Source organism: Embleya sp. NPDC005575 (assembly GCF_040605455.1).
Taxonomy (GTDB): domain Bacteria; phylum Actinomycetota; class Actinomycetes; order Streptomycetales; family Streptomycetaceae; genus Embleya.
Map to the genome: position 1 here is coordinate 1 of NZ_JBEXCV010000059.1, position 25,506 is coordinate 25,506.

Annotated in this window: 23 protein-coding genes and 1 pseudogene; 11 read left to right on the top strand and 13 right to left on the bottom strand. The window is 70.7% G+C overall.

The genetic code is table 11. The annotated features are described in order from the left end of the window. The 4 genes and pseudogenes from ABZS54_RS20830 to ABZS54_RS20845 form a co-directional block, all read right to left on the bottom strand. Positions 1 to 274, bottom strand: a pseudogene (locus ABZS54_RS20830) (hypothetical protein); the annotation flags it as partial. 3 nt (positions 275 to 277) lie between these two features. Further along, positions 278 to 748 (bottom strand): hypothetical protein, encoded by a 471-nt coding sequence (locus ABZS54_RS20835; protein ID WP_355537844.1) that lies wholly within the window; start codon positions 746 to 748, stop codon positions 278 to 280. Positions 749 to 908: 160 nt separating this feature from the next. Continuing rightward, positions 909 to 1,202 (bottom strand): hypothetical protein, encoded by a 294-nt coding sequence (locus tag ABZS54_RS20840; protein ID WP_355537847.1) that lies wholly within the window; start codon positions 1,200 to 1,202, stop codon positions 909 to 911. A gap of 67 nt (positions 1,203 to 1,269) precedes the next feature. Then, positions 1,270 to 2,289 carry an acyltransferase domain-containing protein gene (locus tag ABZS54_RS20845; protein ID WP_355537850.1) on the bottom strand — a complete coding sequence of 340 codons (1,020 nt, stop codon included), beginning with the start codon at positions 2,287 to 2,289 and terminating at the stop codon, positions 1,270 to 1,272. Positions 2,290 to 2,891: 602 nt separating this feature from the next. Between ABZS54_RS20845 and ABZS54_RS20850 the strand changes: the two genes are divergently transcribed. From ABZS54_RS20850 to ABZS54_RS20860, 3 genes are all read left to right on the top strand, one after another. Continuing rightward, positions 2,892 to 3,284, top strand: a complete 393-nt coding sequence (locus tag ABZS54_RS20850; RefSeq protein ID WP_355537853.1) for a hypothetical protein — start codon at positions 2,892 to 2,894, stop codon at positions 3,282 to 3,284. Beyond that, positions 3,284 to 4,192: a Gfo/Idh/MocA family oxidoreductase gene (locus ABZS54_RS20855; RefSeq protein ID WP_355537856.1), complete on the top strand. Its 909-nt coding sequence runs from the start codon at positions 3,284 to 3,286 to the stop codon at positions 4,190 to 4,192. Before ABZS54_RS20850 ends, ABZS54_RS20855 begins: the two co-directional genes overlap by 1 nt. A gap of 103 nt (positions 4,193 to 4,295) precedes the next feature. After that, a complete protein-coding gene (locus tag ABZS54_RS20860; RefSeq protein ID WP_355537859.1) occupies positions 4,296 to 4,817 on the top strand; it encodes a hypothetical protein in 522 nt (173 codons plus the stop codon). A 73-nt stretch (positions 4,818 to 4,890) separates the two neighbouring features. Here ABZS54_RS20860 and ABZS54_RS20865 read toward each other — a convergent pair whose 3' ends face one another. The 3 genes from ABZS54_RS20865 to ABZS54_RS20875 form a co-directional block, all read right to left on the bottom strand. Next, positions 4,891 to 5,319, bottom strand: coding sequence for an ankyrin repeat domain-containing protein (locus ABZS54_RS20865; RefSeq protein ID WP_355537861.1), 429 nt, complete (start codon positions 5,317 to 5,319; stop codon positions 4,891 to 4,893). 150 nt (positions 5,320 to 5,469) lie between these two features. Continuing rightward, entirely contained in the window at positions 5,470 to 5,940 is a 471-nt protein-coding gene (locus ABZS54_RS20870) for a hypothetical protein (RefSeq protein ID WP_355537864.1), read from the bottom strand. A gap of 91 nt (positions 5,941 to 6,031) precedes the next feature. Continuing rightward, positions 6,032 to 6,442, bottom strand: coding sequence for a VOC family protein (locus ABZS54_RS20875; protein ID WP_355537867.1), 411 nt, complete (start codon positions 6,440 to 6,442; stop codon positions 6,032 to 6,034). A 106-nt stretch (positions 6,443 to 6,548) separates the two neighbouring features. Between ABZS54_RS20875 and ABZS54_RS20880 the strand changes: the two genes are divergently transcribed. The 6 genes from ABZS54_RS20880 to ABZS54_RS20905 all read left to right on the top strand — a co-directional run bounded on the left by ABZS54_RS20880 (position 6,549) and on the right by ABZS54_RS20905 (position 12,178). Beyond that, positions 6,549 to 7,493, top strand: a complete 945-nt coding sequence (locus ABZS54_RS20880; RefSeq protein ID WP_355537870.1) for a hypothetical protein — start codon at positions 6,549 to 6,551, stop codon at positions 7,491 to 7,493. 320 nt (positions 7,494 to 7,813) lie between these two features. Continuing rightward, positions 7,814 to 8,812 (top strand): prolyl aminopeptidase, encoded by a 999-nt coding sequence (gene pip, locus ABZS54_RS20885; protein ID WP_355537873.1) that lies wholly within the window; start codon positions 7,814 to 7,816, stop codon positions 8,810 to 8,812. Between the two features lie 93 nt (positions 8,813 to 8,905). Continuing rightward, positions 8,906 to 9,394 (top strand): GNAT family N-acetyltransferase, encoded by a 489-nt coding sequence (locus ABZS54_RS20890; protein WP_355537876.1) that lies wholly within the window; start codon positions 8,906 to 8,908, stop codon positions 9,392 to 9,394. A gap of 494 nt (positions 9,395 to 9,888) precedes the next feature. Continuing rightward, complete coding sequence (locus ABZS54_RS20895) at positions 9,889 to 10,593, top strand: hypothetical protein (protein WP_355537879.1); 705 nt, start codon at positions 9,889 to 9,891, stop codon at positions 10,591 to 10,593. 42 nt (positions 10,594 to 10,635) lie between these two features. After that, positions 10,636 to 11,391: a class I SAM-dependent methyltransferase gene (locus ABZS54_RS20900; protein ID WP_355537881.1), complete on the top strand. Its 756-nt coding sequence runs from the start codon at positions 10,636 to 10,638 to the stop codon at positions 11,389 to 11,391. Positions 11,392 to 11,569: 178 nt separating this feature from the next. Continuing rightward, positions 11,570 to 12,178: a GNAT family N-acetyltransferase gene (locus tag ABZS54_RS20905; protein WP_355537884.1), complete on the top strand. Its 609-nt coding sequence runs from the start codon at positions 11,570 to 11,572 to the stop codon at positions 12,176 to 12,178. 184 nt (positions 12,179 to 12,362) lie between these two features. On the opposite strand, the gene ABZS54_RS20910 is transcribed toward ABZS54_RS20905, so the two are convergent. The 4 genes from ABZS54_RS20910 to ABZS54_RS20925 form a co-directional block, all read right to left on the bottom strand. Then, the gene (locus ABZS54_RS20910) at positions 12,363 to 13,598 is read right to left on the bottom strand and encodes an MFS transporter (RefSeq protein WP_355537887.1); all 1,236 of its coding nucleotides are present in this window, start codon (positions 13,596 to 13,598) and stop codon (positions 12,363 to 12,365) included. Between the two features lie 223 nt (positions 13,599 to 13,821). Next, entirely contained in the window at positions 13,822 to 14,841 is a 1,020-nt protein-coding gene (locus ABZS54_RS20915; RefSeq protein ID WP_355537890.1) for a helix-turn-helix domain-containing protein, read from the bottom strand. Between the two features lie 220 nt (positions 14,842 to 15,061). Continuing rightward, a complete protein-coding gene (locus ABZS54_RS20920; protein WP_355537893.1) occupies positions 15,062 to 15,568 on the bottom strand; it encodes a DinB family protein in 507 nt (168 codons plus the stop codon). A 253-nt stretch (positions 15,569 to 15,821) separates the two neighbouring features. Beyond that, complete coding sequence (locus tag ABZS54_RS20925; RefSeq protein ID WP_355537896.1) at positions 15,822 to 21,116, bottom strand: caspase family protein; 5,295 nt, start codon at positions 21,114 to 21,116, stop codon at positions 15,822 to 15,824. 512 nt (positions 21,117 to 21,628) lie between these two features. Between ABZS54_RS20925 and ABZS54_RS20930 the strand changes: the two genes are divergently transcribed. Further along, positions 21,629 to 22,261: an HIT domain-containing protein gene (locus ABZS54_RS20930; protein WP_355537899.1), complete on the top strand. Its 633-nt coding sequence runs from the start codon at positions 21,629 to 21,631 to the stop codon at positions 22,259 to 22,261. Positions 22,262 to 22,526: 265 nt separating this feature from the next. On the opposite strand, the gene ABZS54_RS20935 is transcribed toward ABZS54_RS20930, so the two are convergent. Then, positions 22,527 to 22,892 (bottom strand): darcynin family protein, encoded by a 366-nt coding sequence (locus tag ABZS54_RS20935; RefSeq protein ID WP_355537902.1) that lies wholly within the window; start codon positions 22,890 to 22,892, stop codon positions 22,527 to 22,529. Between the two features lie 72 nt (positions 22,893 to 22,964). Further along, complete coding sequence (locus tag ABZS54_RS20940) at positions 22,965 to 23,858, bottom strand: NAD(P)H-binding protein (RefSeq protein ID WP_355537905.1); 894 nt, start codon at positions 23,856 to 23,858, stop codon at positions 22,965 to 22,967. A gap of 107 nt (positions 23,859 to 23,965) precedes the next feature. On the opposite strand from ABZS54_RS20940, the gene ABZS54_RS20945 reads away from it, so the two are divergent. Further along, on the top strand, positions 23,966 to 24,916 hold the full coding sequence (locus ABZS54_RS20945) for a LysR family transcriptional regulator (protein ID WP_355537908.1): 951 nt from the start codon (positions 23,966 to 23,968) through the stop codon (positions 24,914 to 24,916). Positions 24,917 to 25,506 lie beyond the last annotated feature (590 nt).

Here is a 25,506-nt window from a genome sequence, read left to right on the forward strand (position 1 = left end):
CTTCACGCAGATCGCCGAACGCGTAGTCGCCCTCGGCCTCGCCGAACACATGACACGCCAACGCGTCGCGCAACTGACCGACCACCCCGACTGGCACCGCCGCTGCGGCAGGCGGGCGCGGCGGCGGTCCGGAGGCGTCGTACCCGGCGTACAGGAGGCCTGTGCCGCCGATCGCCAGCACGCCGCTGGCCGCCGCCCAGAGTAGGCGGCGGCCACCGGGTCGGTGCTGCCGATCCGCGGCACTCGCGGGTGCCTCGGGTGCGGAACGGGTCATCGGTCAGGCGAGGTTCGAGGCCCGGCGGCGCAGCGCGACGAAGCCGGTGCCGGCCGCGCCCGCGAGCACCAGACCACCCGCCACGCGCAGCGCCGGATCGCCCTCCTGGGTCCAGCCGAAGCCGGCCGTGGAAGCCATGGTCGGTGCGCTGCCCATCACGTGCAGGCTGCCGATCAGCTCCTGGCCTTCGCCGCAGACCACCTTGACCTCGTAGTCGCCGGTGGCCACGTCCTTGATGGTGGCCTGACCCTTGAGCTCGTCGCCGGCGCGGGTCAGAGTGACCGTGGCTGTGAACGCGTCCGAGGAAGCGGTCGCCGTGTTCGCGGTGCAGTGCTTGTCATCCGACAGCAGCACCGTGTCGCCGGGACGACCGGAATCGGCCTGCATCGGCGTGGCGGCGAACGCCGCGCCTGCGGAACCGCATACGGTGAGACCCACGATGGTGCCGACGACTGCGAGATGGGCACAGCGCATTTCGTCCTCCAATGGACATGCGGAATCGAACCCGACGAACCGGGTTTCGGGGGGACTTCCGCTACAAGGAACGTAAAAAGACGGCCAACTCCCCGCCACCGCTGGCCGCCGAACGGTGGATCACGTCGGGCGTCGGGGTGGAACGGGCCCACTCGGGGGTTTAGGGCGTGGCTTCATTTCCCCCCTCACCCACCCGACGGGCCGCCATCACCGCGATGCCGTCCTCCACCGGCGGCACCACCATGCGATCCAGGATCGCGCGTGGGTACCGCCGCGCGTTGTCCACACACGTGGCCGCGCGGTGCGCGAGGTCGTGGGCCATCTCCACGTCGTCCTCGGCGAACGGCAGCGAGTCGCCGGCCCGGACCAGGCTCGGCGTGCCGATCGTCTCGCCCCGTGCGACCGGCGCCACCATCATCGCCGAGTGCATCGCCGCCGCCCGGTAGACCGCCACCCGGGACGCATCCGGCGCGGTGGTTCCCGGCGCCTCGCGCGCCGGCGCGGGGCGGGCCCGGACCCGCTCAGCCGGTGGGCACGCCCGACGGCTCCGCGAGGGCCGCCAGGTCCTCGTGCAGCAGCCCACCCGCCCGCAGCGCGCAGGCGACCCGGGCCAGGTCGGCACCGGCGGTGACCGGGACCACGGTGCGCGCCCGGGCATCGGCGGAGCGCGCGAACGGACCGAGCACGTCGCGGGCGCCGGTCTCCACGAACACCTCGATGCCGCGCTCGCGCAATGTGGTCACCGCGTTGCGGTAGCGCACGGGGTGCCGCAACTGGCCCACGACACCGTCACGGAGTTCGCGCTCGTCGGCGTAGATTCGGCCCAACAGCGGCGACAACACCGGATAACGCGGGGCCCGGAAGTCGACGTCCGCCCCGAGTCGGCGCCACTCGGAGGCGGCCGATTCGCGCAACCGGTTGTGGAACAGCGTGCGGACCGTCAACGCCTTGGACACCACCGACTTGCGCTCCGCCAGCGCCGCGAACGTGGCCAGCGACTCGTCCGGGCCGGAGACCACGGTGTGCTCGGCGGAGTTGTCACACGCCAGATCGAGGCCGGGCAACTGCGCCGAGCACAACAGTTCGAGCGTGTGCCCCGGCGCCAGGCGCAGAGTGAGCAGACCGCCCGGATCACTGGTATGGATCGTGCACGCCGCCGCCCGAGCCAGGTACAACCGGGCACCGTCGCCCGCCGTATAGACCCCGGCCGCGGCCAGCGCGGCCATCTCGCCCAGGCTGTGCCCGAGCAACACATCGGGGCGAATCCCGAAATCGCCTTCGAGCAGCCGGAACGCGGCCAGCGCACCGGCGTAGATGGCCAGGTGCAGGGACAACTCGTGCCGGTCCATCAACTCGTGGGCATCCGGTGCCTTGGGATCGGTGAGCAGACGCGAAGGCGAGAGCGTGGCCCGGTCGCCGATCGCATCGTCGACCTCGGCCAGGGTGTCCCGAACTGCGGGCCGATCCTGGAGCCGGCGCAGTGCGCCCGGCACATAGGAGCCAACGCCGGGCATGATGATCGCGGTTCGTGGCACGCTCACGGAGACTCTCCCTTGGCTCTCGGTGGTCTCTGCTGCCATGGCCGGGAGGTTCACCGAACCCCGGCTACGGTCGGGGGTGGACTCCGGAGAGCGGCGGTACGGATGCGCCGAACGATCTCGCGGATCGACCCCGCTCATGGCGGTAACCGGGCTCGCGTGAAGGGGCGCACGTCCGGGGCGGATCGGGATGGGGGCTGTTCGCAGCGGATCGGGACGGGATTGTCGTAGCGGGCCGGGAGGCGGGCGATCCGGGCTGTCCGTAGCGGATCGGGATGCGGGCTGTCCGTCGGGATTGTTCGGGGGGTTGGAAGGAGGGCCCGATTCCAGAAGAGTCGAGCCGGCCGGGGAGCGCAACCGCGCCCGCGTGCCGTACGCCTGCGCCCCGGTCGATCCGCCACCCGGACGGGCGGGCAACTCACGTGGTGTCGACGGAAGCTGACTTCAAGTCAGTCCGCCCCGCCGGCGGGCATTCGGCGGCCTTCGCACCGCCATTCGGGGTATTCATCCGGATGGTCCGGGCGCGCCCACTCACGCTCGCCGATTCGGTGGCCGCCGACGCCCGCCCGTCGCCTCCGATCGGCCCGATCGTTGGTCCGAACGTGATGAACCCCAGTCGTGTACTGGCCGCCGGACTCGTCTCGGCCGCCGCGCTCGTCGCGTCCGCACCTGCCGCGCTCGCCACCGCCACCGCCACCGCCACCGGCACCGGCACCGGCACCACGGTCGTGGTGACCGGCGACGATTACTACGTGGCCGCGGACGACGTCGTGGTCCGGCGGAATCCCACCGAACAGTCCGCCGTGGTCGAGATCGCCCACCACGGCGACGGTACGGGAGTGAGACGAGGCCGGCAGCCGAACGCCGGCCCGGTCGATCCTCGTGGGCGCGACGATTCGGGTCGGCGTCGAACGATCCACCCGAACGCGTGTGCATATGCTGGCGGGGCCGTGAACCGGACGTGTGGCCCGGCGGCGCCGGCAGGAGGAGTTGCCTGATGGAGGTTGGCGTCATCGGTCTGGGTGACATCGCGGAAAAGGCGTACCTGCCCGTCGTCTCGACCCTGCCGGACCTCGACCTGCGCCTGTACACCCGCACGCCGGCGACGCTGAGTCGGGTCGCGGAGATCTACCGGGTGCCCGTCGAGCACCGGCACGCCGACCTGGACGGGTTGCTCGCCGAGGGGCTGGACGCGGCCTTCGTGCACGCGGCGACGTCGGTGCACCCCGAGATCGTGACCCGGCTGATCGAGGCGGGCGTGCCCACGTACGTGGACAAGCCGCTGGCGTACAGCCTGGACGAGAGCGCGCGCCTGATCGACCTGTCCCGGGCGCGTGGCGTCGGCCTGATGGTCGGCTTCAACCGGCGCCACGTGCCGGCGTACGTGGAGAGCCGCGCATTGCCGCGCGACCTGATCGTGATCCGCCGCAACCGCGTCGACACCGCACGCGAACTGCGTACGGTCGTCTTCGACGACCTGATCCACGTGGTCGACACGCTGCGCTTCCTGGCCCCGGGCGAAACCGAGCACGTCGACGTGCGGGCCCGGGTCCAGGACGGCCTCGCTCAGCACTTCGTGCTGCACCTTTCCGGCGCGGGCTTCAGCGCGATCGGCACGCTCAATCTGCGCAGTGGGTCGAACGAGGAGATCCTGGAGGTTTCCGGTCGGGACGCCACGCGCGAGGTGTACAACCTGGCCGACGTGGTCGACCACCACCACGGCCGTCCGACCACACGTCGGCGCGGCGACTGGACGCCGATCGCCCGTCAACGCGGCATCGAGCAGGTCGTGCTGACCTTCCTGGACGCGGTCCGCACGGGCGAGTTTCCCGACCTGGACGACGCGCTGCGTACGCACGAGTTGTGCGAACTGGTGGTCGGTGAGGTGGAGAAGCAGTTGGGGTGAGTGGGGCGGGAGTGGGCCGGATGTGGGGCCCGGGCCCGGGCCGAACCGGGTCGGGTTCGGGGAGTTGGTGGCCGGTCGTTCGGTGGGTTGCGCGATGTGTCGGGTGAGTCGGGGGACGGATGTGCGGACGGAGTTGTTGCCGCCGGTCGTCGATCCGGGGCGACTGGCCGAGGTGGCCGCCGAGATCGAGCGGATCGGTGAGCTGATCCGGTGCGATGGCGGATCGGGCGCCGCAGAGGTTGCGATGGCCGCCTTTCGAGCGGCGACGGGGCACGACTACCCGATCGGGGACTTCGTCGAGTACCACGGGTCGCGCACGCTCACGGAGTTCGCCTTGGAGGCGGCTCGACCGGCTTGGCCCAGGGTTGTCGACATCACCCGGGCGGAACTGGTGGAGATCGTCCGGCGGATCCTGGCCGGTGATCCCGAACTCGACTGGTATCTACTGGTGTTGACGGTGAACGTACCGCACCCGAGAGTGAGCGACCTGATCTTCGGGTGGCCGACGGAGGCGGATGACGCTCTCGGATCCGCCGATGATCCGACCGGGCCACCCGAGGGTCTGCTCGGATCCGCCGAGGCGATCGTCGAAGCGGCGTTGGCTCATCGCGCGATCGCGTTGTGAGCGGGCGCGGGCTCGCGATCGGCTGCGGTGCCCCGGGCCGTTCGTCGGCAGTTCGGTCCCGGTGGGGGAGCGCTCAGTCGGTTCGGGGCGGGTGCGCGCCGGCGGCCAGGAGGGCGGCCGCGGTCTCCGGATAGGGGCCCCTGACGGCCCAGTCGACCGGGGCGTGGCCCGTACCGTGGTCCTCGCGGAGATTGGGGTCGGCGCCGTGTGCGAGCAGCGTGCGGACGGTGTCGGTGTGACCCCAGCAGGCCGCCGCGCACAGCGGGGTGCCCTCGGACCCGGTTCCGCTTTCGGTGTCCGGCGCTGCGCCGGCGTCCAGGAGGAGCAGGACCACGTTTGTGGCCCCGTGTACGGAGGCCGCGTACAGCGGCGTGGTTCCGTACTGGTCGGCTCGCTCCGGATCGGCGCCGGCCCGGAGTGCGGCCGTTGCCTCCGCGAGTCGGCCCAGACCAGCCGCGCCCACCAGCAGTTTCGACAGTCGCTTGCGCTCGCGATGGTTCACGCGGCCGAGGGTAGTGGGCCGGCCGCGAGCGTGCCCGCGAATATCGGCGTGGTCCGCGTGGGGTGGGTCGCAGTCCGCCTCGTGGTCGCAGTCCGCTCGTGGGTCGCGTCCTGCCCTATGGGGTGCGTGCCGTCTGTGGGCCGGGTTCGCTCAGTGGGTCGCGTCCGCCGCGCCGCCGGGCGGGAGTCGGCGGGTGGCACGGGCGGCGGTGATTTGGGCGGAGACGTCCACCCAGGTGCTGCCGTACTCGCGGTCGAGTCGGTCCCGCTCGCCCTGGGAGAGGTTTTCGAGCGCCGGCAGCAGATCGCGTTGCTCGTGCACGAGGAGCCCGTCCATCGCGGATGCGGCGTCCTGCGCCTCGTCGTGGAAGCCGGGGCCGTCCGGGCCGAGCCGCTCGGCGGAGTCGAGGAAGCCCTCGATCCGGCGGCCCTGCGCGATGGCGTCGTCGACGTAACCGCTGCGGTGATCGTCGGCGTCCCGGACCGCCGGATACAACACGCGCTCCTTGGTCGCGATGGTCGCCCGGATCGCGTCGTCGGCCTCGTCGAAGAGGGCGACGGTGCTCTGCGGGGTGGCCCGCCACCGGCGGATCAGCTCACGAAGGTTGCGGTTGTCCAGCACGGCTGTCTCCTTGCGCGTCGACTCGGCTCACGCGGCCGTCGGCGCGGACCGGCCGCGACCACACCCGTGCCACTGCCCTTTTCGAGGCGGATCATCCCTTTGCCACCACGCGGAAGGGATGCCCGTCCGGGTCGGCCAACACCACGAAGTCGGGGTCGTCCGGGTAGTCCCACGGCAGCTTCTCGGCGCCGAGGTCGAGCAGCCGGCGCACCTCGCCGGCCTGGTCGTCGGCGTACAGGTCCAAGTGCACCCGGACGGGTTCGGTGCGCTCGCGGACCTCGCCCGATTGGAGGCCGAGTCGTTCCGCGCCGCGGGTCGGGACGGGGGCGGCGTTGTCGTTCGCGGTGCTGCCGGAGTGGACGCTCGGGTCGATCAGGACCACGAAATCGGTGTCGGGGCCGACCGTGTCGCGAGTGCGCAGGCCGAGCGCGGTGGTCCAGAACGCGACGGCACGCGGCAGGTCGGTGGTGGTGAGCACGGCAGGTCCGATACGAAGGGTCATGACGCGACATCTACCCGTTCGATGGGATTCGAGGCCGGCTCCGATTGTGGACGCGGAGGTGCCTGGAGGCTGGGCGGTCGATCGATGAGCCGGCATCGTGGTGCGGGTGACCGAACCATCGCGTAATCGACCCGTCAGGTCCTTCGTGGCCACCACGGTCGTCGCCGCCGTGTTGCTGGTCGCGGCTGCCTGTTCGTCGGACGATCCGGTCGACTTCAAGGACGGCGACCGGTCGGATTCCGTCGACGGGACGCTCGGACGGGACTTCGCCGAGGCCACGTTGCAGCCGGAAAAGCCCTTGGCGGCAGCACAGTTGACCGCCGCCGCGGCAATCGTTCGCAAGCGCGCGAGTTCGGGCGGGCTACCGGTCAAAAGCGTGAGGGTGCGCGACGACACCCTGGTGGTGCGCGTCTCGTCGACCAAGTTCGGCGCCGATACGAAGCAACGACTCGCGGCGATCGTCGGAACCGGGCAGCTGACCGTGCGTTCGGTGAGCAGCGTGACACCGTTGCTGCCCACGGACGCGGGACCGGGGAGCGGCACCACCCCCACGGGCGGATCCGAGTGCGCGGACCCGTCGGTGTCTCGGGCGGACTCGGCCGGCTCGGAAGTCGTCGCGTGCGACGACAAGTTGAAGGAGAAGTACGTACTGGCACCTGCCGTGATCACCGGGGCCGACGTCGCCGGGGCCGAGGCCAAGGCGCCGGAAGCAACCGGCCTGGGCTGGACCGTGATGGTCAAGTGGACGAACAAGGGGCAGAACGCGTTCACGCAGCTCACGTCCGAGGCCGCCGGCGGTCGGTTGCCGACGAATCGCATCGCGATCGTGTGCGACGGCAGGGTGCTGGTCGCGGCGAGTGTGCAGTCCGCGATTCCGGGCGAGGCCATGATTTCCGGTACGTACACTGAGGCCGACGCACGGCTGCTCGCCGGGACCATCGACGGTGGAGTGCTGCCCACCGGGTTCAGGATCGCCTCGTACACGGAGGGGCAATTGGGAGCCGGGATCGAAGGCGGTTCGTCGCGACCGGGACCGACGGTGACAGGCTGAGGAGGGTCTCGGCGCTGCCGGCGGCGATACGGTCGCGCATCGGGCGGTGGGCCGGGGCGTCGATCAAGCGGCCGAGGGGATACGGCAGTTCGGCCTCGAACGCGCGGGCCGCAGCTGCCGTGGCCGCCCACTCGGCGTTCTGAGGGCAGTAGGCTCTCGGCCTCCCGCGTCACGGCGACGATTCGTTGGCTGCTGGAGGGAGCGCGTCGGACCGGGTCGGCTCGGCTCGAACGCCCTTTCGCCGTATGGCGGCCACCTACCCGGCCCGACACATGCAGCCAACCAATCCGCCGGTTTCCCTTTCTCCGAAGGACTCGCTCATGACCAGCTCATCGCGATCCCCGTCGCCGTCTCCGAATCCCCCGATTGCCCTACATCCCCCCATCGAGCCGTACGACCACGGCATGCTCGACGTCGGCGACGGCAATCACGTGTATTGGGAGACCTGCGGCAATCCGGCCGGCAAGCCCGCCCTGGTCGTGCACGGCGGACCGGGGTCCGGCTGTTCGACGGGAGTGCGGCAACTGTTCGACCCGCAGCGCTATCGCGTCGTGCTCTTCGATCAACGGGGATGTGGTCGCAGCACCCCGCACGCGAGCGATCCCACCACGAAAATGCGGTTCAACACCACCGAACACTTGCTCGCCGACATGGAGCGACTACGCGAACACCTCGGACTGGCCAAGTGGTTGCTGTACGGCGGCTCATGGGGCTCCACGCTGATCCTGGCGTACGCCCAGCGCCACCCCGAACGCGTGTCGGAGATCGTCATCCCCGCCGTCACCACGACCCGCCGCTCCGAAATCGACTGGCTGTACCGGGGCGTCGGCCGCTTCCTGCCCGCCGAATGGGAGCGCTTCCGCGACGGCGTCCCATCGTCGGACCGCGAGGACCTCGTCGGGGCCTACGCCCGCCTGGTGGACGACCCGGATCCGGCGATCCGCGAGCGCGCCACCAACGCCTGGTGCACCTGGGAGGACGCGGTGGTCGCCACCGAACCGAACGGCCGCCCGGACGCGTACTCCGGCCGTCCCTCGGCAGCCCGCGCCGCCCTGGTCCGCATCGTCACCCACTACTTCGCTCACGGCGCCTGGCTTCCCGAAGGCATCCTCCTCGACAACGCCGACCGCCTCGCCGACATCCCGGGCACCCTCATCCACGGCCGGCTGGACCTCGGCAGCCCACTGGACACAGCCTGGCACCTGTCCAAAGCCTGGCCCAAAGCCACTCTCACGGTGATCTCCGACGCCGGCCACCTCGGCAGTCCCACCACGCGGTCGCAAATCCTCTCCGCCCTCTCCCACTTCGCCACCCGCTGAGCCGCGCCTCCGGCACGCCGGGCCAGGCCACGTGCTCGCGCACGATCGGCGTCTGCCTTGGCAGGGTGGTTGGTGGCCCGGCATGCTGGGGCGATGTTGATCAGGGAAGCCACCGAGGGTGACTGGGCGGGTATCTGGCCGTTCTTTCACGAGATCGTCGCTGCCGGCGAAACGTTCACGTATCCGCTCGATTTGGGTGCGGGCGAAGCTCGTGCGTGGTGGTTTCCGGCCGCGCCGTCTCGGACCGTGGTTGCGGTGGACGAGGGTGGGACGGTTCTCGGTACGGCGAAGATGAATCGCAATCACATGGGCAACGGCTCGCATGTCGCGAGTGCGAGTTACATGGTCGATCCCGCGCGCTCGGGTCAGGGGGTCGGGCGGGCGCTGTGTGAGTACTCGATCGAGTGGGCTCGTGCGCAGGGGTATCGGGCGATGCAGTTCAATGCGGTGATCGAGACGAACGTGTATGCGGTGCGGCTGTATCGCGACCTCGGGTTCGAGGTGATCGGCACGTTGCCGGAAGGCTTCAAGCATCCGAAGCATGGTTATGTCGGGTTGCACATCATGCATTTGGCGCTTTGAGACTTCGTGGCTCCGCTGCTCCGCCGCTTCGCCGCTTCGGTGCTTTCGAGGGAGTCGGGGCGTTGATGGCCTCTTGGCGGTTCGCGGGTTGCCCCGAGGACGAGGCGGATCAGCGCGCGGGGCTGCCCGTATGCACCGCCATCCAACGTCGCCGACCGGCCCGGGAGATCGTGGCGACGTACGAGCCACACACCTGCACCGGGCTTTTATGAGGCTGAATCGAACCATCGGGTGCGTCGCGGGTGTTCCGAGCGGATGAACGGCGAACCCTTCGTGGGTGATGATCCCGGAGACGTATGTAGCCATCGGGATAGGCGTGAGGGCGTACTTTCGTCACCCCCTCAGTGCGTCGTCGGGAGTAGTACCCCTAGGGGCGGCTCCTCCCCAAGCAGTAATCGGAGTACCTACACACGACTGATTCCCTGCCGCTTGGTCGCCCCTAGATTTAAGGAGCCGAAGACGAGGGACAGCCGAAGAAGAGGACCGGGGGACCCATGAGCGCCGCAACCAAGTCGGGGACAGTAGCCGCGTTCATGCGTTTCGTCTTCTTCGGTGGTGGCACCGGACTGGCGTCCGGCGCCGTGCTCGTGGCCCTGTCCGGGCACCTGTCCATCGTCGTCGCCAACGCCATGGTGACCGTGGTCTTCACGTTGCTGGCCACCGAACTGCACAGCCGGTTCACCTTCGGCGCGGGTCGGGCTCGCGGCCGGGTCCATGCCCAGTCGGCGCTCTCGGCGGGCGTCTCCTACCTGTTCACCACCGGCGCGATGCTGGCGCTGCACGCGCTGCAGCCCGTACCGGGGGTGCTCAAGGAGCAGGCGGTATACCTGACGGCCTCCGGTACCGCGGGGATCGCCCGGTTCCTGTTCCTGCGGTTCGTGGTGACGCCCAAGGCGGTCACGGCGACGGTCGTTCCGGCGATCGCGAGTGCGGGTGTGGAGATGGGGACAGTGGAGCCGACGGTCGTGGCCGGCACGGCTGCCGCTGCCGAGGCGCCGACATCGACCTCGACGCCGACGCCGAGCGCGGTCCCGATGCCGATGCCGATGCCGATGCCGATCCCGACCCCCGTTCCTGTGCCGGTGCGGGTGCCCGTGCGGGTGGCCGTCCCGACCTGGGCGTCCGCCGCCACCGTCGCGCTCCCGACGACGGGCGAGCGGACGGTGCTGACCCGCGCGTCGCTCGTCGCGACGGCGTAGGTTTCGAAGTTTTCCTGGAAGCGTTCGAACAGGAGTCCCGGTATGACCAGCGCCGCTGCCGACCACTACGAGCGGCTGCTCGCCGAGAACTACACCTGGATGTTGGGCGGCGAACTGATGCCGATCGTCGCCGGGCAGTTCGAGTTGCTCACCGAGTTGGGTATCGCGCCGACGGAGACGTCCGCGATCTCGGTGGATCTGGGGTGTGGGCCCGGCAACCAGACTCTGGCTCTGGCGGGCCTGGGCTTCACCCGGGTCCTCGCGGTCGACACCAGTCGCATCCTGCTCGCCGAACTCGCCGAACACGCGGCCGGATTGCCGGTGATCGAGCCCGTCCACGAGGACATCCGCACCGTATTGCCCGGGCTCACCGCACCGGGCGCGGTCGCGGCCGTCGTATGCATGGGCGACACGCTCACCCATCTGCCGTCGAAGGACGACGTGACCGCACTGCTCGGTGACATCGCGAAGGCCCTCGCACCCGGCGGTCGGCTCGTCGTCACCTATCGGGACCTGACCGAAACCCTCCACGGGATAGACCGGTTCATCCCGGTACGGAGCACGGACAACCGTGTGCTCACGTGCTTCCTGGAGTATCCGGACGACGACACGGTCCTCGTATACGACCTCCTGCACATCCACGACGGCACCGCCTGGACCCAGCACGTCGGCAGCTACTCCAAGCTCCGGATCGCCTCGACCTGGCTCGCCGATCGCTGCCGCGAAGTCGGCCTGACCCTCGAACGCAACGAACCGGGACCACGCGGCATGCAGGTGCTCGCGGCGCGCAAGGAGTGAGGGACGGACCCGGCTCGTAGCGAGGTGCGCGGGGGCCGGGTGCGTCGATGCCCGGGTGGTCGGCGACCGAGTACCGGGGTACCGGGTCCCGGGTGTGGCTTACGAGGACGCGCAGCGAGTACCGGGGCCGCGAAATTCGCATGCGGTTCGGCCGACCGTCGTGATACTCCAGGCTCCTATGAAAGATCTTCGAACCACACGGCTCGTGCTGCACCCACTGACCGTCGCGGAGACGGAGCGGGTGGTGGCCGGTACGCCGGCCGACGACGCGCACTGGACGCCCGGTTATCCGACGCAGGGGGATGTGGCCGGAGGTCGGCGGTTCCTGGACACGTGTGCGAGCAGCGGTGATCCGAGGCCGTTCGGCAATTACGAGATCCGCCGCCGCGCCGACGGGCGGGCGATCGGTGGGCTCGGCTTTCACGGAGCGCCCGATGCGAGCGGCACGGTCACCATCGGCTACGGCCTCATCCCGGCGGCGCAGGGCCACGGCTACGCGACCGAGGCCCTGCGCGAACTCCTGCGCTTCGCCCGGGAGGCGGGCGTCACCCGCGTACAAGGCGACACCGCGCACGACAACGTCGCCTCCCAGCACGTGATGACGGCGGTCGGCATGCGGCTGACCAAGGAGGACGGCGACCTCAAGCACTACGCGACCGACTGGCCGGAAGCGGAAGTGGAAGCGGAAGCGGAAGCGGGATCCGACCCGAATGTGCATTCGAGCACGGCCTCGGACGCGGTGGCCGATGCCCCACCGCCGCCCGCGCAGGCGGCGACCCAGGCGTGATCCGCCGGGAGCGCGCCCGCTGCGCGCTCCACCACTGCCGGTTGGTACGGCCGATACGGGCGCGCGATCGGCTGGGCCGAATGCCGCGTTTTGTGGGCCGGAGCCGGAAGGGAAGGCCCGGGCCGCCGTCTTTGGTCTTCCTCGGCACTGGCGGCGTGTGCTCCTGTTCCGGCCGCGCGTCCCTCTACTGCGGCCGCAGTACCCGGCGCATCGGGCTGTTCAGCAGGCCCGCGACGCCCGCGACGCCGACCGCGGCGGCGCACAGGATGGTTGCGGTGCTCGGACCGGTGCCGTCGGCGAGTGCGCCCAGGACGTTGTTGGCCAGTAGCAGCGCCACGGTCTGGACGAGGGTGAGCAGTGCCTGCGTCCGGGACAGGTGGGTGTCCGGTACGCCGGTCAGGACCAACGGGGCGATGTGACAGGCGAACAGCCCGGAGCCGATGCCGACGACGATGCCCGCGATCACCGCGACGGTGATGGTCGGGGCGAGGGCGATTCCGGCGATTCCGACGGCGGCGACGCACAACCCCAGGGCCGCGCCCACGCCGACGCGGCGCACCAGGCCTCGGCGGGTGATCAGCAAGGCCACCGCGATCATCCCGAGGCTCTGGCCGCCGGCCACCAGTCCGGCCGCCCCCGCGTCCCATCCGTGCCGACGCGTCAGCAGCGGGTTCAACAGGGACGCCACGGGCAGCAGGCATCCGGCCGCGACGGCCGTCAACAGCAGCGCGGGCCGCAGGATCGGGTCGGCGAACGCGAGTTTGACCCCGGCGACGGCTCCGGTCGCCAGGCGCTCGTCCCGAGGGGCCTGTTCGACATCGAAGGCGGGCCGGACGCAGACCAGTACGACCAGGACGATCGCAAATGTTCCCGCATCGAGCAGGGCCGCGCCGGCCGCGCCGGTGGAGGCGATCAGCACGGCCCCCAGCGGCGCGCCGAGCAGCGCGGCGACCTGACCACCGGCCTGGCGCAGGGCCAAGGCCCGCGGGAGTTGCGCCGGACCGACCAACCGGCGCGGCATCGAGCCGGTGGCAGGCAGATAGAACGCGTCGACCACGCCGATCAGGGCGGCGATCGCTACGAGCAGCCAGACCGGCGTGCCGAACCGGTAGGTCGCGACAGCCAGTCCGAGTGTGGTCACGAGCATCGCGGCGTCGCCGACGATCAGTACGCGGCGCGCGCCGAATCGGTCGCCGACCGCGCCGCCGAGCAGCAGGAGTAGGGCGCGCGGCAGCGTCACGGCGGTGAGCACCAGGGCCGCGGTGCTGCCGCCGTGTGCGGTGGCGGCCCAGCCGAGGGCGAAGTACAGGGCGGCGTCGCCCAGAAGCGAGGCCTGGGTGCCGGCGAGCCAGACCAGGTACATGCGGGGGAGCGGGGTGGGACGGGCGATCGCGGGGTGGTCGGTGCCGAGTGATGCCATGGCAGTCGACCCTACGAGCCGCAGGCGACATCGCGGCCGTTCGCCGGGTGAAGTGGTGGCCGGCGACGGCCGTGGTGGCGCCGTGGTCGGGAGTGGCGATGCCTGCGGAGCAGATGGGGTTCGATGCGGTACGGGAACGGCTGATCACTCGTGCCCGGTTCGTTCTGTGTGCGGCCACCCTGTGCCGAGGCCGACGGTCGTGGCGGGCTCGGCGTGGCGCGCCTTACGTGCGGGGGAGGATGGCGCGACGGTAGGCGTCGGGGGTTTGGCCGGTCCAGCGGTGGAAGGCGCGGCGTAGGGCGCGGGCGTCGGTGTAGCCGAGTCGGCCGGCTATGGATTGCACCGGCAGGTCGGTTTCGCGCAGGAGGGTGCCGGCGCGTTCGTGGCGGACGGATTCGATCTCGTCGCGCCAGGTGGTCTCCAGGTCGCTCAGCCGCCGCTGGAGGGTGCGTGGGCTCATCGCCATGCGTTGGGCGACCAGTTCGAGGCTGAGTTCCTCGCCCAGGGCGTGCGCGACCTCCGACCGGAATCTGCCGTGCCAGCCCGATGCGGGGCGGGAGTTCTCCAACAGGCCGTCCGCGTATCGGCGCAGGATCACGCCGAGTTCGTCGTCCGGGCCGGGCAGGCGGGGCGGCTCGGTGTCCAGGTCGAGGAAGGTCATCGAGTTCGCCCGGGCGCCGAAGTCGATGGACCGGGTGCCGAACGCCTCGATCAGGTGCCGATGGTTCTTCGGGGCCTCGTGCGCGAGGGCGACGTGGACGGGGACCACCGCCGGTCCGCGTGCGTCCCGGGCCCGCTTGAGCATCAGCGCCATCGCGAACTCGTCGATCGCGGTCACTGCCGACGGCGAGTAGAGCGCGATGCCGTAGGTGATGGTCAGCCGGCGGTCCTCCTCGATCACCGTCATCTCGACGCCCGGGTCGGTCACGGTCGGCAGGTAGCGGGCGGCGTCGCGGCAGCCCTCGGCGAAGGTGCCGGCGATGGTGAACAGGTAGTCCCACACGTGCAGCCGCCCCTGTGCGGCCGTCTCGGCGGCCCGGATGCCCGCACCGGTCGGGCTGTTGCGCGCGATCAGCTCCCAGATTCGGACCAGGCTCGCGGTGGGTACGCGCAGCAGCGGATCGGCCAGCGTCTCGGGTTCCAGGCCCGGCAGATGCGCGAGTTCACTGTGGGCCACCCCGGCCCGGAGCGCGGCATCTCGCACAACGCGTGTCATGTGCGAGGAAACCGTGTAGTCGATCACGGGCGGAGCATATCCGGACGGTCAAGCGCAATACAGATCCGGGGCGTGTCGTGGATGGTCCCCTTCTCGGCGTGAAGTGTCCCCCTGGTTTTCGGCAGCCGGGTACGACTGGGCGGCGGTCGGAATCCGGGCCCGGGAGCTCGGATCCGCCGCCGCCGTGGGTGGAACGGGCATGGCAACGGGCCGGCCGCGACGGTCGATGTCGCGGCCGGCGGGTGGGTCAGGGGCCGACCGTCCCGTCGATGCCCTCGCGGAGGAAGTCGGCGTGGCCGTTGTGCCGGGCGTATTCGTGGATCAGGTGGAGCATGACCAGGCGCAGCGACACGTCCTCGCCCCATTTGGCGTTGTGGCCGGTCACGTCGAGGGATTCGGCGGCGGTCTCGATTCGGCGCGAGTGCTCGATCTCGGTCTCCCAGGCGGCGAACGCCTCCGCACGGGTGGACGTGCTCGCGTCGTAGGCCACCTGGAAATCGCCTTGGTCCGACCACACGAGCGGGATGTCCTCGCCGTTGATCACCCGCCGGAACCAGGTCCGCTCCACCTCGGCCATGTGGCGGACCAGGCCGAGCAGGGAGAGCGTCGAGGGCGGCATCGACTGTCGGCGCAGGTCTTCGTCGGAGAGGTCGTCACACTTCATCGCGAGCGTCGCCCGGTGGTAGTCGAGGTAGCTGCGGATCATCTCGCGCTCGCCGGCGATCTTGGGCGGCTCGGGGCGTTCGGTGGGCATGATGGCTCGCTTTCGGTCGGAGTGGGTGGTGGGTGGGCGCATCCGTGTGCGGGTCGCGTACGGATATGGGCTGCGTGGGCGCGGGAGGATCACGGTGTCGTGCCTTCCGACAGCCTCGATTCTGCGCGAAGTGGTTGGGCGGGGGCGCTCGGGCGTGTGTGCGCGGGTGGGCGGGGCTTGGGGGGCGCTGCGCCTGGGTGGGGGTGCGTGTTTGGGCGGTCGGGCTCGCATGGGTGGCCGGTGCGCGTGCGGCTCAGCCTTCGGTGGAGGCGGCCGGAGTTGGGGCGTACCCCTGGCCGAAGTCGCGCAGGATGCGGGTGACGGCGCGGCGGGCATAGGTGGTCACGCCACCGCCGGAGCCGATGCCACCGTCGGCTCCGGCGCCACCGTCGGCCCCGGCGTCGGCTCCGGCCACCGCCCCGAAGCCGCGGTCAGAGGCAACCCCACCCGCCCGAAGCCCCCGGAGTACCCTCGCCGCCTCCGCCCGAAAGCGCGGGCTCAGCATCCCGAGCGCCGCAGCGCTTCGCCGAGTCGAGACGGGCGTCGCGCCCGAGTCGGCCAGAAGACGGCGCAGTTCCCCGGCCGCCTCGTCCACGAACCGAGGACTGAGTTCGCCCAGCAGCCGAGCCGCACGAGTGCGCACGTAGGCGCCGGCCGCGGAATCGGCCAGGACGGCCCGCACGGCCTCGGCGGCTTCGGGGACGTACGGCAGACCGAAGTCGAACAGGTGTCGAGCGATCGAGACGCGGTCGTGGGCGCCGGTGTCGGAGGAGGTGAGCAAGTGGCGGAGGGCGCGGATGCCCTCGGCCTGGTATCCCTGCCCGAGGTGAGCGAGATTCCTTGCCGCCGTGCCACGAGCCGACGGGGTGAAGTCGGGCGACACGAGGAACGTGCGCAGTCGATCGGCGCCTTCCTCGACGTAATCGATGCCGAGGCTGCCGAGCGTCTGCGCGGCATGAATGCGGGTGGTGGGGCTCGCCGCCCGATCCGTCGACAAGTCACGCAGCATCCCGTCGACTTCGCTTGTGCTGCCGCTTTCGATCATGAGGAGCGCGGCTGCTGCCCTGTAGCGCTCGTCGGCATCTCCATGCGGCGCGTCGAGCAACTGCCTCAGTACGTCGCCGGCTTCGGCGACATACCCCGGTCCGAGCAGGCCGAGGGTTTGTGCGGCCTCCGTGCGTAGAGCCGAGTCGTCATCGGCATCCCGGATGATGGTCCGCAACACCGAGGCCGGCTCCGCTGCGAAGCCCGGGCCGAGGTCGGACCAGCGCGCGGCGATCTCGACCCGAGATCGCATGTCGGAATCGGGCTCGACCAGGATGGCCTCCAGTATCCGCTCGGTCTCCTCGACGTACCCCTGCCCGACGAATGCCAGGAGTCGACCCGCCAATGCGCGGTCGGTGGCCTTCGTCGTCGTGGAGGCGGAGACCTCCCGGAAAACGTTCACCGCTTCGGTGTGGCACTCCCGCCCGAGAAAGGACACGGCATAGGCGATCCAAGCACGGTCGTTCGCAGTGGCGTCGTGCGCCGCGAGGAGGGAGCGCAGCGCGCTGGTGCCTTCCGTGCGGAAGGGTTTCCCCCGGCCCGCCAGCGCCTCCGCGGCGCGGCGTCGGTTCGCGATGGCGGTATGCGGCGCGTGGAGAACGGCACGAAGGACGTTCGCCGCTTCGGCGACACTTTTCGGCTCGACGATGCTGAGGATGCAAGCGTTCTCGATGCGGTCTTGGGCCGAGGCGTCCGGAGCGGCGAGGAAGACTCGGAGCACCTCTGCCATCCGCGAGCCCTGTTCCGGTGCGATGTTGATCAGGTTCTGCGCGATGGTGTTGCGCAGCGTATCGGCGGATTCCGGAGCGGCGAACAGTCGACTCAGGACGTCGACGGCCTCCGGCACGAATGCCGCGCCGAGTCGGGACAGGTCCAGGGCGGCGTTCGCGCGAACCGAGGCGATCGCATCGGGAGCCGTCAGCACCGCACGCAGCCCTTGCACGGCTGCCGGGACGAAGGCGGGCCCGAGCCCGGCCAGACCGACCGCGGCCCGCCGGCGTTCCTCCCCGCTCGCGTTCGGGGCATCGCGAAGCCCGCCCAACATCGCCGCCGCCTCCGGGATGTACTCCGGGCCCAACTCGCCCAGCCGTAGGGCGGCTCCGCTTCGCTCGTAGGCGCGCGAGATCGGAGCCTCGAAGACCGCACGGTTGGCGGCCACGGCGTCGACGACGTGCGCCGGGTCGAGCCGTGCCATGGTTTGCGCGAGTGCACATTGTGCCGATCCCAGGGTCGTGGGCGCCGACAGCAGCCGGCGCAGTGCGTCGAGAGCTTCGGCGAGGCTGTCCGGCGCCAAGCGGACCAACGTTTCGGCGCTCGCCTCGGCGATGTAGGTCTCGGTGTCGCGCGCGATCAGGTGCGCGCGCAGGAGGCGGATCGCCTCCGCCGCCTGGTCCGGACCGAGCGCGGCCAAGGACACGACGGCCGTGTGGCGGTCACCGGCACTGGCTTCGGGTGCTGCGAGGACGGCGTGCAGCGCCTCGGCCGCCTCGGTGAGGTAAGCCGGGCCCAGGTCGGCCAACCACTCCGCGGCATGCGTGCGATCGGTGACGGAGGCGTCCGGAGCCGTCCGGATCGCGCGTAGTGCGTCGGCGGCCGTCACGTCGTGCTCCGGACCGATTTCCCGCAACGCACGCGCTGCCCGACCGCGCTCCTCAGCGGTGGTGTTCGCGTCGCCGAGAATGCCGCGCAGCGTCTCGACCGCGGCATCGGTGTGTTCCGGCCCCAGGGCAGCGATTCCCGTCGCGGCATCGATCCGGGCGAGGACGTCCGTCAGTTCCGAGCAGCCGGCCGTACGCAGGGCCTCGGTCGCCTCGGCGACGTGTTCGGGCCCGCATCGCACCAAAGCCCGCATGGCCGTGACCCGTACAGGTGCGGTGGTGTCGGCCGCGGCCAGCACGTCGTGCAGGATGTCGGCCGCGGTTGCGGGGTCGTGGGCGATCAGCGATTGGGCTATCCCGACCCGCAGTTCACGATTCGTGTAGCAGCTACCGAGGTAGTCGTCGAGGACGCGGCGTATCGCCGGTTCCCGGATCAGCGCCGCTGCGTCGGAGACCACGCGCCGCAGTCGTTCCCATTTCGGCGGCTTGGTCAGCGTCAGCACCAAGTGGGCGGCGAACGACTCGACGTGCCGGGCCGAAGCGGGAACCCCGCTTGCCAGGAGCTCGCCCATCAGGGCAGCGTAGCCGCCGGTTCCTCCGGTCAACCAGGCCAGGACGGCGTCGCCCGACCCGTACCGATGCGCGTGGTGGGTGAGTACGGCGTGGGCGAACAGGTCGCCGGTGACGGCGCGATGCACCGTGTGGGCCCAGTCGGGATCGGTGGCGTCGAAGCGGGTCGGCAGTCGGTCGGCCCGTACGTCGGCCGCGATGTGTTCGGCGAAGCTGTAGTGGGTGAAGCGGAGGTAGTCGGTGTGGTGGGTGAAGACACCGGATGTGCCGAGGACCGAGGTGACCAGGGCGGACCATTCGGGGACGTTGCGGCGGGTGGGGCGGCAGCCGTGGGTGTCGAGCCAGTCGAGGGCGAGGTCGAGCAGGGCTCGGGTGGTGGCGGTCGGGTCGGTGACCACGGTGACGGCCAGGTGCTCGACGAGTTGGGCTCGGTGTTCGAACAGGAAGGCGGCGCTTGCCCGGTGCACGGCCGGGCGCAGGGTCCAGCGGTGCAGGACGGTTTGTTGCTGCTCGTGGACCTCTTCCAGGTGCGCTTCGGTCAGGAGCGTGAAGTAGTCGCAGTAGAGCGTGAATCGGCTGCCGGGGAGCGGTGTTCCGGGGTGTTTGCGGTAGACGAGCGCGGCCACGGTGGCCAGCAGTGGGACACGGACCAGGTCCCGGATCCCGGCCGCCTCCGTCTGGCGCAGGAAGCCGTCGGCCAGTACCGCCCCGTCCGCGTGGTCGCGGAACCAGCGATGCGCGAACTCGCGCAACTGATCGCGGTCGAAAGGCTCCAGAGTGTATGTCCCGGTCGCCGCGTGTTGCAGCGGAGCCAATTCGTCGTTGGGCAGCGGGCGGGTGGTGATCAGCAACCGGAAGCGGCCGTCGGGATTTCGGACCCGGCCGGCCAACTCGGCGACCAGCGCGCGTCGGCGCTCCGGATCGGTGATCTCGTCGAGGCCGTCGACGATCAGCAGGCAGGTGGTGCCCTCGGGCAGGTTCTCCAGCAAGTCGTCCGGAAGGGCGTAGTCCAGATGCGGGGCCAGTTCGTCGGACAGGATTCGAACCAGGCGCGGGATCAGCGCGCTGCGGTCGGCGGCCAGTCGGCCGGCCGTGACGCGAAGCGGCAACAGCCGTTCGGGGCAGGCCCTCTGCCCGGTGTGCGCCGGGCCTTCGGGGCCGGTCGTGGCGTCGGCCGCCTGCGTCGAGCGCGCCGCGTAGTCGGCCGCCAGGGACGCCGCCAGCTGCAGACTCAGCGTGGATTTGCCCTGGCCCGCGCCGCCGGTGATCAGGACGTGGCGGTGCAGCCCGAGGGTGTCCTCGGCGGCCCGCGCGGGGGCCACCGGTTGTACGGCCGGCTCCGTGGGCACGAAGTGGTGCTTGCGGCGCTCCGCGTCGTGGCGGCCGTGCTCGTGGTCCCGGAAGTCCTCGCGGGTTTCGACCGTGGTGCCGGTGGTCGTCGGTGCGCTGCGGGCCTGTTGGCGTACGTACACGGTGGCCAGGCCGTCGAGCGGGGCGTCGTACAGTCGATAGGTGAAGTTGCGTGCGGCGATGGTCTGCGCGTGCAGCAACTCCTGTATGTGTGGCGGCAATCCGGGCGCGTGATCGGCGGCCGCCGGGTGCCGGTTCCAACCCAGTACGATCCGGGCCCCATGGTCGTCGTTGCGCTGGTGCGGCGCCGGGAAGCCCGACTCCGACAACACGCGGTGCAGGTGGGTGTGCACGGTGGCCAGGTCCAATGCCCGCGGCCCACCCGGGACACCGTGCTCCAGGACGTCGATCAACCGGCCGGTGAAGGCCGTGTATCGCTCACCCGCAGGGGCGATCGCCTGCCGGGTCGCCGAGGCGGCGGCCAGGACGTAGGTGCCCTCCACCCGGGAGAGTTCGGTTAGTCGGGCGTCCTCGGGGCCCATCGCGCCGGTCAGGGCGCGGCCGGCGAAGCAGCAGTCCAGGAGGACCGCCTTGGCGGGGACGCGGCGGGCCGAGCGCAGCACGTTGCGGACGTCCTGGAAGGGCAGCGTGGTGTAGGCCCGGTCGGGCCGGCAGCGCGGCAGGGACAGAAGCAGGTCATCGGTGTCCGGCGAGATCAGGCCGTGGCCGGCGTAGTACAGGAGCACCAGGTCGGTCGCGGCGGCGGCTGCGTCGGTCAGCGCGTCCAGGACCTCGTCACGGTGTTCGGGCTGTTCGATCACCACACAGTTCTGCGCAGGCACCCCCCACACCTGCGGGTCGGTGAGCAACTCCCGCAGGCGGGACAGGTTTCGGGCCACCGCCGGCAGCGGCGCCAGGTGCGCGAAGTCGTGCGCGCCGACCAGCACCACCCGAGAGCCCTGCGGATCGTGCGGCGCGGCACTCACGTTGTCCCAGCCCGGCCGCCGATTCGGTCGCCGCTGCGCACACGCATCCATCCCCCTTGGCCGAGAGCGAGCAGCTCAGCGTAGTGCGCGCGAAGGGCGGGGGAGGTGTGGATCGTGCCGGCGGCGGCGGCGGCGGTGGAGCGGGTGCGTGGTCGGTGGCGGGGGCGGCTCTGCGGGTGGCGCGCCGAGCGTATTCCGACGATTCGTCCGAGGGTTGGCGGTATGGGTACGAAGTCGGCGGGTTGGGACGTGGCCGAGCTGGTGGATGCGGTGGAGCGGGCTTGGGGTGGGCGGTTTCGCCCGGGCGCCGAACAGGAACGAGCGGAGCCGGCCCCGAGTCGGCCGGGTGCCGCCGGGAGAGTGCCTCCGCGCCTGCGCGAGTACACCGGGCGGGGTCCGTCGCGAGTGTGTCCCAGGCGTGCTGCGGGCGGGTCACAGGCCGGATCGAGGCGTGACGTTCGTCCGGCGGCGATCGTTTCTTCAACCGAACGTTTGCAGCCGCAAGAAGGCTCTTGTCCCCGTTCGAGTTGGAGGCCGTCGTGTGTGGATCCCAGGTGCCCGGACCGCGCCCGCCGGCCGCGTCCACCTGGCCGGAGCGGTATGCGGAACCCGCGGTCGGCGCGGCCTGTTCGATGTGCGAGAAGGACTTCACCGCACCCGACATCGGCTGGGGGCTGTTGCTCAGGCGCGGCGTGTACGGCAACGCGTATCTGTGGCGCGCCGGTCGGGTGCGCGGCTACGTCGTGGTGGTCTGGACCGGTGGACACGTCGCGCGACTGACCGCGCTGTCCGCCCGCCAACTCGCGGGCTTCATGGCCGAGGTGACCTCGGCCGGACGCGCGATCGAGGCGCACTATCGGCCGGTGCCCAAGATCAACGTATCGCTGCTGGAAAACGACATCCCGCACCTGCACGCACATCTGATCCCACGTGACCCCGACGAACCGACACCGGAACGCGCCCCGGCGTTCGCCCACCTCGAACACGACCACCAGGACGAGGACGGGCTCCAGTCCGACGCCGCGGCGTTGCGCGCGCTTTTGGCCTATACGGGGGCAACCCATGGTGTGGCCACGGGAGATGGACCGTGCGACGACAGCGTCGGAGGGGGATCGGCCGACCCGGGCGGGGGTGCGGGGTCGTGAACGGCGGACGGACGGCGGCGTCGAGGGTATCGGGGGTGGGTCCCGCCGTTGGCCTGCCGGACCAGGTCATCACCGTGCCGTGCGATGTCGACGGGCATGCCCCACTCGCGCAACTTGCGGCTTCAGGTCTGGTCGGTGCCGTCCTGCCGCAGGTGTCCCTCCCGGCTGACGCCGTGGATGCGAACTCTCGTTGGTCCTGGTCCGATGCCCCCTGGCCGGTTGCGGCAAGAGGGCATCGGACCAGTCGCGCGGGGTGGGCGGTGTGTCAGGTGGTGATGGTGGCGACGGGTTCGAGGCCGTAGGTGCGGGCGTAGCCGTTCTCGGTGCCGACGAGGAGGTCGATGACCTCGAAGTAGCGGTCCCAGAACGGGGTTTCGCGCAGTGCGTCGATGAGGAGCTGATAGGCGTGGTGGTCTTCGGCTTCCCACACCCAGATGTCGGTGACGCGCGCGGAGTAGAACTCCGTGTCGTAGAAGCGTGACCGGACACCGGTGGTCTTGGCCTTGATGGCCGGCAGGACCTGGGAGGTGAAGGCGTCCACGCGTTCCTGGACGGTCAGGGCGAGCCACTCGGGTGTGGTCTTGACGAGCATGAACGCCGTGACCGGCGGTTCGGTTTCCTCAGCGGGCATCAGGACGCCTCCAAAGGCATAGGTGGTCTTGGTGCGCTGGGCACCATGTGTTCCGGCGACGGGTGGTGGGCCTCAGGAGAGGACGGCGGGCTTGAGGGTCTGGGCGCACCACTGCTCGAAGCCGGTGGGGGAGGCGGTGTCCGGGGTGCGGGCGACGCCGGCGTCGAGGCCTTCGTCCTTGGCCCGCTTCATGTCGACGATGCCTTGGACGAATGCCTCGTTGAGGCCGTAGCCGACGAGGGTTGTGTACAGCTCGTCGAGCGGCTGGCGTTCGTAGCGGACGGGGCGGCCGAACTGTTCGGTCATGATGCGGGCCAGGTCGTTGGGGGACAGGTCCTGCGGCCCGAGGACCGGGATGTTGTCGGTACCGGTCCACGAGCGGTCCAGCAGCAGGCCGGCTGCGGCGGCCGCGATGTCGGCGACAGCGACGAGGGGAGCCTTGCGGTCGGCGTCGACGGTGTCGGTGAAGACGCCCTTGTCGCGGATCGAGTCGGCCTCCTCCAGGAAATTCTCGAAGAAGGACGGGCAGGCCAGGGCCCGGTAGGCGACGCCGGTGTCGGCGATGAGGTCGTCCATGGCGAGGGAGGCGGTGACGACGCCGGCCCGGTCGGCGAGCGCGGTGCCGCGGCCGAGCGCGGAGACGCCGACGACGTGCCCGACGCCGTGGGCGGCGAGCGCCTTCGCGGCGGGGCGGGTGAAACCGCTCCAGGCGTCCGCCGGGGCCAGGGAGGAGTCCGGGGGGACGAGCCAGAAGACGGCGTCCGCACCCTCGAAGGCCCGGTCGAGAACCTCGGCTTCCGCGTGCGAGCCGGTGACCACCTCGACGCGTCCGCGCGCCGCGTCCGGAAGCCGGGCGGGATCGCGCACGATCACGCGCAGTTCCTCGCCCGCGGCGGGGGCGGACTCCAGGAGCCGGGAGAGCAGGTGACGGCCGATGTTCCCGGTGGGAGCGGTAATGACGATCATGAAAACCTCGTAGGTCGTGCCGGTTCGGTACGCCTCTCATCCTGCTGAGGGCCTCCGTGCTGCCACAATGGGAACTTCGGCACGGAATCATTGACTGAAATGGAATAATGCTGGTGAGCAGCCCGGATCCGGTCATCGACGCCAACCTCGCCATCGCGCTGGATGCTCTGCTGGCCGAGCACAGCGTGACCCGCGCCGCCGCACGTCTGCACACCTCGCCCGCCGCCATGAGCCGCACCCTCGCCCGTCTGCGCCGCATCCTCCAGGACCCCCTCCTGGTCCGGGCCGGACAGACCATGGTCCCCACCCCACGCGCCCAGTCCCTGCGCGAGGAAGCCGCCGCAGTGGTTCGCAGCCTCGGAGCGCTGCTCAGCCCTGGCGCGAGCGTCGACCCGGCAAGCCTCCGCAGCACTTTCACCCTCCAAGCCGCCGACCTGGTCGGCGCGGCACTGGCCCCCGGGCTGCTGCAACTGGCCCAGCGGGAGGCACCGGGGGTCTCGTTCCGGATCCGAGCCGAGGAACTGGAGGCCGGCCCCGCGCTGCGGGACGGCCGGATCGACTTGGAGATCGGATCCATCGACCACGTGGACCCCGAAACCCAGATCGAAGAACTGGTCAGCCTCCGAATGGTGGCGGCCGTCCGGCCCGGCCATCCGCTCACCGAAGGGCCACTGACCCCGGTCCGGCTTGCTGCCGCCCAGCACGTCGCGGTCAGCCGCCGGGGCCGGTTCACCGGTCCCCTCGACACCGCCCTGGCCGAGCAGAACCTCCACCGGCGGGTCAGCGTCGTCCTGCCCAGCCACCTCGCCGCAATGACCCTCGCCACCCGCAGCGACATCGTCTGCCTCGTACCTGCCGCACCCCCCGGCGCCGCCCCCTCACCCCTCACCGAAGACGCCACCGCCCTCGGACTGCGCCTCCTCGACATCCCCCTGGCACTGCCACCACTGACCATCGGCATGGCCTGGCACCCCCGACACACAACCGACGGAGCCCACCACTGGCTCCGCAACGCCATCCGCCGAACCCTTCGCACACCGGGAAGCCCAACCACATGATCCGACCGGGACACCGGGACGGCCTCGACCAGGGAAGCCGGCCGCCGCAGCCGCCGGCCCGTTGTCGACCTCGGCCTTCCCCGGCCTCGACCAATCTCCCCACCGGCGGCACAGCCTCCACAGCCGGCGACGCATGGCGGAACCGGCGGCCCGGCGGCCCGGCGGGTGTCCTGGCGACCCGGTTCGTCGCGCGGTGGGAGCGGGAGCGCGTTGGACGGTGCAGCCGGTGTCGGTGCCGGTGCCGGCAGGGTCGGTCGGGCGGTGGGCGGTCGGAAGCTAGGGTCGGACCGTGTATGCGATGCAGGTGCCGGAGTCGATGAACGCCACACGGTTGATGCGCTTGACGTGGTCGACGGATTCGGCAGTCGACCCGCTCGGGGTGCTCGGCTCGGTCGAACCGTATCCGTCCGGCATCCTCGGCATTCCGATCAGGTAAGGACGATCGCGACGGCGAGGCCGCGCGAGTGGGCCGGGTCGTACTGGCCTCGACAGGGGCGGCTGGTCGAGATCCGGGACAGCTGCACCCTCATCCCGCTTGATCAACCGGACGAACTTGCCGGAACCATCCGCGAGTTCACCAGCACACCCAA